The sequence below is a fragment of the Methylobacterium sp. CCH5-D2 genome (assembly GCF_001556475.1).
GTDB classification, from domain to species: domain Bacteria; phylum Pseudomonadota; class Alphaproteobacteria; order Rhizobiales; family Beijerinckiaceae; genus Methylobacterium; species Methylobacterium hispanicum.
Map to the genome: position 1 here is coordinate 1 of NZ_LSIX01000975.1, position 6745 is coordinate 6745.

Consider the following 6745-nt stretch of genomic DNA (forward strand, 5'->3'; position numbering starts at 1 on the left):
TGCGCTCCCCGCCCCCGCCCTCGCCGGCCTGAGCGGCCAGCGGCAGACCAAGGGCGGCGGCCATGGCGACAGTCGTAACGATGCGCTTCATCATGATAATCCATCCTCTTCGTGCGATCAGTTGCGTCGATCGTTGGTGATCGCCGCCGACGAGAGAGGTCTATATCGGATTTTATCTTGTGTTTGTGCGGTAAGACACCCCAATATACTTCAAGTTTTAATCCTGATCCAAGGTTCATTCGGGTGGATCAGCGCACATCGCCGTCACCATGCGCGTCTGCGCCGCAGGATGACTCGGCCGCCGAGGCGGGCCGCTACTAGGTCCGGCAAAAGAGCGGCCGGTCACGCAACGGCACAACCCCCCGCGGGAGCAAGGGATTCTCGACATTCGGAGGCGGGGATGTTCGCGCCGCGAGGGTGCGCGCGCGCGCACGGCACCGCGCTGGCATAATGAAATGCCAGTATACTAGCGGCTTTGAACGGGCGAATAGTCAGGCGTCGGCCCGGGTTGCGACGCGCGGACGCCGAGCATGGCCGCCGCATCCGGACGGAGCGGGCGCCGTCGCCGATGCGATGCTTGGGCGGAACGGTACGCTCCGTCCGCGGCATGCGGGTCGCGGGGCCCTCGCGCGCTTCGGACAGGCGCGGGCCGGCGGCGCGCCCCGCGGACGCATCGGCAGCCGCCCCGTTCGGCGCAACGGATCCGGGCCATCCCCGCCGGGCGCCCGGACGGTCGGCGGCTACGCGCCCGCGGCGCGCCGCATCGCCTCGACCAGCGTCTCGGTGAAGTCCTGCGCCGCCTCGGTGAGATCGATGCTGGTCTCGCTCGCGCTGGCGAGCCCCCGGCGCTCCAGCTCGGCCACGCCGTCCGGGTCGGCCTCGTGGCCGGCCCCGTCCCGCCGGATCACCGAGGAGACGCGCTCGCCGCTGAGCAGACGATGGTAGGCCGCGAAGGCGAAGATCGAGAGTGCCTTGTCGGAAAGTCCCTGCGTGCCGTCGGCCATGGTCGCGCCTCCTCCTGTGGTCGGCCCGTCAACGGGCGAGGGAGCCGGAGGCTGCAGCGTCGAAGGGACGCGGAAGACCGTGCAAGGGCCGTTCGCGAGATCGTCCGCCGCGGACCGCGTCGCACCATGCGGCACTTCCTGCTAAAGGTCCGCCCGTCATGGATACGTGCTCTGCGGATCTCTCCCTCCGTCTGCGCCAGCAGGCGATCCTCTCCGAATTCGGCGTCGAGGCCCTGCGCGGCGACGACGTCGACGTCCTGCTCCAGCGCGCGGCCGAGCTCTGCGCCGAGGGGATGGGCGCGCAGTTCTGCAAGGCGCTCGAATACCTGCGGGCCGAGGACACGCTCTTGGTGCGCGCCGGCATCGGCTGGGCGCCGGACGTGATCGGGCGCGCCCGCGTCGGGGCCGACCTCGCCTCGCCCGCGGGCTTCGCCCTGAAGACCGGGCGCCCGGTGATCTCGAACCACCTCGCCGAGGAGACGCGCTTCCGCACGCCCCAGCTCATGGCCGAGCACGGCATCCGCCGGGCGATCAACGTGCTGATCGAGAACCGCGACGGCGCCTTCGGGGTGCTGGAGGTGGACGACACCCGCGAGGGCATGTTCGGCGAGGCCGACATCGCCTTCATGCAGGGCTTCGCCAACCTGCTGGGCGGCGCCATCGAGCGCCAGCGCACCGAGAGCCTGCTGCGGGCGGCGCTCGCCCGGCAGGACCTGCTCGCCCGCGAGATGAGCCACCGGGTCAAGAACAGCCTCGCCATCGTGGCGAGCCTGCTGGCGCTCCAGGCCCGCAGCGCGGAAGCCGGCCCGGACGGCGAGGCGGTGCGGGCAGCCCTCATCGACGCGCGCAGCCGCGTCGAGGCGATCGCGGGCGTGCACGACCAGCTCTGGCGCCAGGGCGACGGGGAGGGCGATGCGGTCCCCGGCGAGATCGACCTCGCGCCCTTCCTACAGACCCTGACGGCGAACCTGCAGAGCGGCGCGCCGCGCCACCGCCTCGTCTGCACGGTCGCGCCCCTGCGCATCGCGGCCGACCTCGCGATCCCGATCGGGCTCCTCGTCAACGAACTCGTCACCAACGCGATCAAGTACGCCTATCCGGAGGCGAGCCGCCCGGCGGGCGGCGAGATCCGGGTGCGCACGGCGCTGGCGGAGGGCCGGCTCGTCCTCGACGTCGCCGATGACGGCGTCGGCCTGCCGGAGGATTTCGACATCGCCCGGGCCACCCGCAGCCTCGGCATGCGGGTGATCGCGAACCTCGGCCGCCAGCTCGGCGCGACGCTGACCACGCCGCGCGACGGGCCGGGCGCGCATTTCCACCTCGCGGTGCCGCTGCCGGGATAGGATCCGGGTAGATCCGGTCGAAAAAACCGGGCAAAAGTGGCAATGGCCACGCCGGATCCCGCGGGGGAGGGCGGTCCGGTCCTGTCGCGGCGGGGAGGGTTGCGGTGTTCCAGAGGCGCAGACGCCCCGTGCTTCTCGCGGGCGCGGCCCTCCTGGCCGGGGGATTGGCGGGCGCCGCCTTCCTCACCGAGACCGGCGCGGCGCTGCGCGCCCGCACCGCCGACGTCTTCGCGCTCACGGCCCCGCCCGTCCAGGCACCGCTGCCCGCATCCCGCACGGCGGTCGAGGACGGCCGCACGGTGGTGCGCCTCGCGCCCGAGGAGCGCGCCCGGATCGGGCTGGTGACGGAGATCCGCCGCGCCCTCCCCCACCGGCAGGAGCTGCAGGCCTACGGCCTCGTGCTCGACCTCGCCCGGGTGACCGAGCTGACCAACGCCTATGCCAGCGCGCGGGCGCAGCTGCAGCAGGCGCGGGCGCGGGCCGAGGTCTCGGGCAGCGCCTCGCGCCGGGCGCGGAACCTCGGGCAATACGCCACCACCGTGCAGGTCGAGACCGCCGAGGGCACCTACCAGACCGACGCGGCCGCGCTGACGGCGGCGGAATCGCAAGTCCGCACCCTCGCCGCCACCGCCCAGCAGGAATGGGGGGCGGTGATCGGGAAGGCCATCGTCGAGCGCGCGCCCGCCGTCACCCGGCTGATCGAGCGCGCCGATTTCCTGATGCAGGTGACGCTGCCGCCGGGCGAGTCCCTGAGCGCGGCCCCGGAGGCGGCCTTCGCGGAGGTGCCGCCGCAGAGCGCGCGGGTTGCCTTACGCCTCGTCGGGCCCGCCCCGCGCACCGACCCGCGCATCCAGGGCCAGAGCTTCTACTACCTCGTCTCGGGCGAGGGCGGCCTCCTGCCCGGCATGAGCACGCTGGCCTTCCTGCCCGCGGAGCGCGCGGTGACGGGCGTGCTGGTGCCCGAGGACGCGGTGGTGCACGGGCAGGGCGGCACCTGGGTCTACCGCGCAATCGGGGAGGGCGCTCCAGGGAGCGGCCAAGGCGGGGCCTACGTGCGCCACCCGATCCGCACCGACCCGCCGATGTCGGACGATTCCTACGTGGTCGAGGGCCTGCCCGACGGCACCGAGATCGTGCTCCGGGGCGGGCAGGCGCTGCTCTCGGAGGAGCTGAAGAGCCAGATCCGCGTCGCGGGCGACGACGATGACTGAGCCGCGCGCACCACGGGAGGGCTTGCAGGCGGCCCTGGTCGGGTTCTCGGTCCGCCTGCCCCGGGTGGTGCTGACGCTGGCCTGCGCGCTCCTCGTGCTCGGCCTCTACGGCCTGTCACGCGCCAAGTACGACGTCTTCCCGGAATTCGCCCCGCCCACCGTGGTGATCCAGACCGAGGCGCCGGGGCTCGATCCGGAGCAGGTCGAGGTGCTGGTCACCCAGGCCGTCGAGGTGGCGGTCAACGGGCTTCCGGGGCTGGAGGCCCTGCGCTCCTCCTCGATCCAGGGCCTCTCGGTGATCACCGCGACCTTCCGGTCGGGCAGCGACATCGACCGGGTGCGCCAGCGCGTCGGCGAGCGGATCGCGGCGCTCGCCGGCCGCCTGCCGCAGGGGGTGATGGCGCCCGCCATCACGCCGCTGACCTCCTCGACCGGCACGGTGCTCCTCGTCGGCCTGACCTCGGAGAGCCGCGACGATCTCGACCTGCGCACGGTCGCCGACTGGACCGTGCGCCAGCGCCTGCTCGCGGTGCCGGGCGTCGCCCAGGTCTCGGTCTACGGCGGCGGGGTGCGCTCCCTCCAGGTTCAGGTGCGCCCCAACGACCTCGTGCGCTTCCGGGTCGGCCTCAACGACGTGGTGGCCTCCGCCCGCAAGGCGACCGGCGTGCGCGGCGCCGGCTTCGTCGACACGCCGAACCAGCGCGTGGTGCTGCGCACGGAGGGGCAGGCCCTCGACCCGGAGGTGCTCGGCCGCACCGTCCTCATCAACGAGGGCGGCGCCAGCGTGGTGCTGGCGGACGTGGCGACCGTCCGGGTCGCGCCCGAGCCGCCGATCAGCGCCGCGCTGATCGACGGCAAGCCCGGCGTGCTGCTGATGGTCGGCGCGCAGATCGGGGCCAACACCCTGGAGGTCACCGCCCGGACGGAGGCCGCGCTCGCCGACCTCGCCCCCGCACTCGCCCGCGCAGGGGTCGTGCTCAGGCCCGACCTGTTCCGGCCCGCGAACTTCGTCGCCGTCGCCAACGACCACGTGCTGCAGGCGCTGGGCCTGGGCGGCGCGCTCGTGGTGATCGTGCTGTTCGTGTTCCTGGCCGACTGGCGCACCAGCCTGATCAGCGCGGTCGCGATCCCGCTCTCGCTGGTCGCCGCGGTGCTCGCCCTGATGGCGGCGGGCGAGAGCCTCAACACCATGACGCTCGGCGGCCTCGCCATCGCCATCGGCGAGGTGGTGGACGACGCGGTGATCGGCGTCGAGAACGTGGTCCGGCGCCTGCGCGAGCGGCGGCTCGCCGGCGACCGGACGCCCGCCGCCCGCATCGTGCTCGACGCGGTCCTGGAGGTGCGCACGGCCGTCGCCTACGCCACCGTCGCCGTGCTCTTGGTCTTCCTGCCGGTGCTGGCGCTCTCGGGCGTCGCGGGCCGGCTCTTCGGCCCGCTGGCGCTGGCCTACATCTTCGCGGTGCTGGCCTCCCTCGGCGTCGCCCTCACGGTGACGCCGGCGCTCGCCCTGCTGCTCCTCGGCAGGAGAGGGCAAAGGGCAGAGGATGGGGCAGAGGATGGGGTCCGCGAGCCGCGCGAACCCCCACTGATGGTCTGGTCGCGCGCCCGCTACGGCGCCCTGCTGGCCCGGATCGGCCGCCATCCGCGGGCGGTGATCGCAGGCGCGGCGCTCGTCACGCTCGGCGGCGCGGCGCTCCTGCCGACGCTCGGCGGCACCTTCCTGCCCGACCTGAAGGAGGGCCACCTGATCCTGCACATGGCCGGCGCGCCCGGCACGTCCCTGCAGGAATCGCAGCGCCTCGGCGTCCAGATCACCGCGGAGCTCCGGCAGATCCCCGGCATCCGCGCGGTGGCCGCACAGATCGGCCGGGCCGAGGCCGGCCAGGACACGGCGGGCACGCATTACAGCGAGATCCACGTCGATCTCGATCAAGGGCTCGACGGCGCCGCCCAGCGGAGGGTCGAGGCGCGGATCCGGGCGCTCGCGGCGGGTTTTCCCGGCGCCGCCTTCTCGCTCAAGACCTTCCTGACCGAGCGGATCGAGGAGACGGTCTCCGGCTACACCGCGCCCGTGGTGGTCAACCTCGTGGGCAACGACCTCGACCGGATCGAGGCGGCGGCGCGCGCGGTCGCGCGGGAACTCGCCGAGGTGCGCGGCGCCCGCGACGTGCAGCAGGCCTCGCCCGCCGGCATGCCGCAGATCACCGCGAGCTTGCGCCCGGCGGACCTGCGCCACTGGGGCCTCGACGCGATCGAGGTGCTGGAGACGGTGCGCACCGCCTACCAGGGCGACGTGGTCGGCCAGACCTACGTGGGCAACGCGGTGTTCAACGTGCTGGTGAACCTCGACGAGCGGGCGCGCGGCCGGCTCTCGGGCCTGGGTGAGTTGCCCCTGCGCACGCCCGGCGGGCGCTACATCCGCCTCGCCCAGGTCGCCGACATCTACGAGACCACCGGCCGCTACCAGGTGCAGCATCAGGGCGCGCAGCGGGTCCAGGCGGTGACCGCGAACGTGGTGGGGCGGGACATTGCCGGCTTCGTGGCGGCGGCCAAGCGCAAGATCGCCAAGGAGGTGCAACTGCCCGAGGGCGTCTACGTCGCCTTCGCGGGCTCGGCGGAAGCGCAGACCCAGGCCCGGCGCGACCTGCTCATCGCCTCGGGCGCGGCCGGCCTCGGCATCGTGCTGCTGCTCGCCGTCGTGACGGGCTCCGGCGCCAACCTCGCACTCGTCCTGGTCAACCTGCCGCTGGCCTTCGTGGGCGGCGTCGCGGCGGTCGCGGCCACCGGCGGCGTGCTCTCGCTCGGCTCGATCGTCGGCTTCGTGACGCTGTTCGGCATCTCCTTGCGCAACACCATCATGATGATCGCCCACTACGAGCATCTGGTGACGGTGGAGGGCCGGCCCTGGACGGAGGGCACCGCGATCCTCGGCGCGGCCGACCGGCTGGTGCCGATCCTGATGACCTCGCTGGTGACGGGGCTCGGCCTGATGCCGCTGGCGCTGGGGGCGGGCGAGCCCGGCCGCGAGATCGAGGGCCCGATGGCCATCGTGATCCTCGGCGGCCTCGTCAGCTCGACGGTGCTGAACCTGCTGATCCTGCCGGGCCTCGCGCTGCGCTTCGCCCGGTTCGGGGGGGACCCGCAGGGCAGGGGGATGGAGCCCGGTCCCGGCCGGGCGGCCGGGACC

4 protein-coding genes are annotated in these 6745 nt (G+C 73.4%); 3 read left to right on the top strand and 1 reads right to left on the bottom strand.

Annotated elements, in window-relative coordinates; all coding sequences use genetic code 11:
* Positions 1 to 740: 740 nt before the first annotated feature.
* Positions 741 to 1004, bottom strand: a complete 264-nt coding sequence (locus tag AX737_RS26410; RefSeq protein ID WP_066926654.1) for a hypothetical protein — start codon at positions 1002 to 1004, stop codon at positions 741 to 743.
* 158 nt (positions 1005 to 1162) lie between these two features.
* Here AX737_RS26410 and AX737_RS26415 point away from each other — a divergent pair, with 158 nt between their 5' ends.
* The 3 genes from AX737_RS26415 to AX737_RS26425 form a co-directional block, all read left to right on the top strand.
* On the top strand, positions 1163 to 2347 hold the full coding sequence (locus tag AX737_RS26415) for a histidine kinase dimerization/phosphoacceptor domain -containing protein (RefSeq protein ID WP_066926656.1): 1185 nt from the start codon (positions 1163 to 1165) through the stop codon (positions 2345 to 2347).
* 104 nt (positions 2348 to 2451) lie between these two features.
* On the top strand, positions 2452 to 3558 hold the full coding sequence (locus AX737_RS26420; RefSeq protein ID WP_066926658.1) for a multidrug transporter: 1107 nt from the start codon (positions 2452 to 2454) through the stop codon (positions 3556 to 3558).
* The coding region (locus tag AX737_RS26425; protein ID WP_066926660.1) for an efflux RND transporter permease subunit at positions 3551 to 6745 on the top strand (3195 nt) is incomplete at its 3' end. The genes AX737_RS26420 and AX737_RS26425, both read left to right, overlap by 8 nt.

Excerpts from the sequence above, each read along its gene's own strand:
- AX737_RS26410 (WP_066926654.1), bottom strand. The coding sequence starts at position 1,004 with ATGGCCGACGGCACGCAGGGACTTTCCGACAAGGCACTCTCGATCTTC.
- AX737_RS26415 (WP_066926656.1), top strand. The coding sequence starts at position 1,163 with ATGGATACGTGCTCTGCGGATCTCTCCCTCCGTCTGCGCCAGCAGGCG.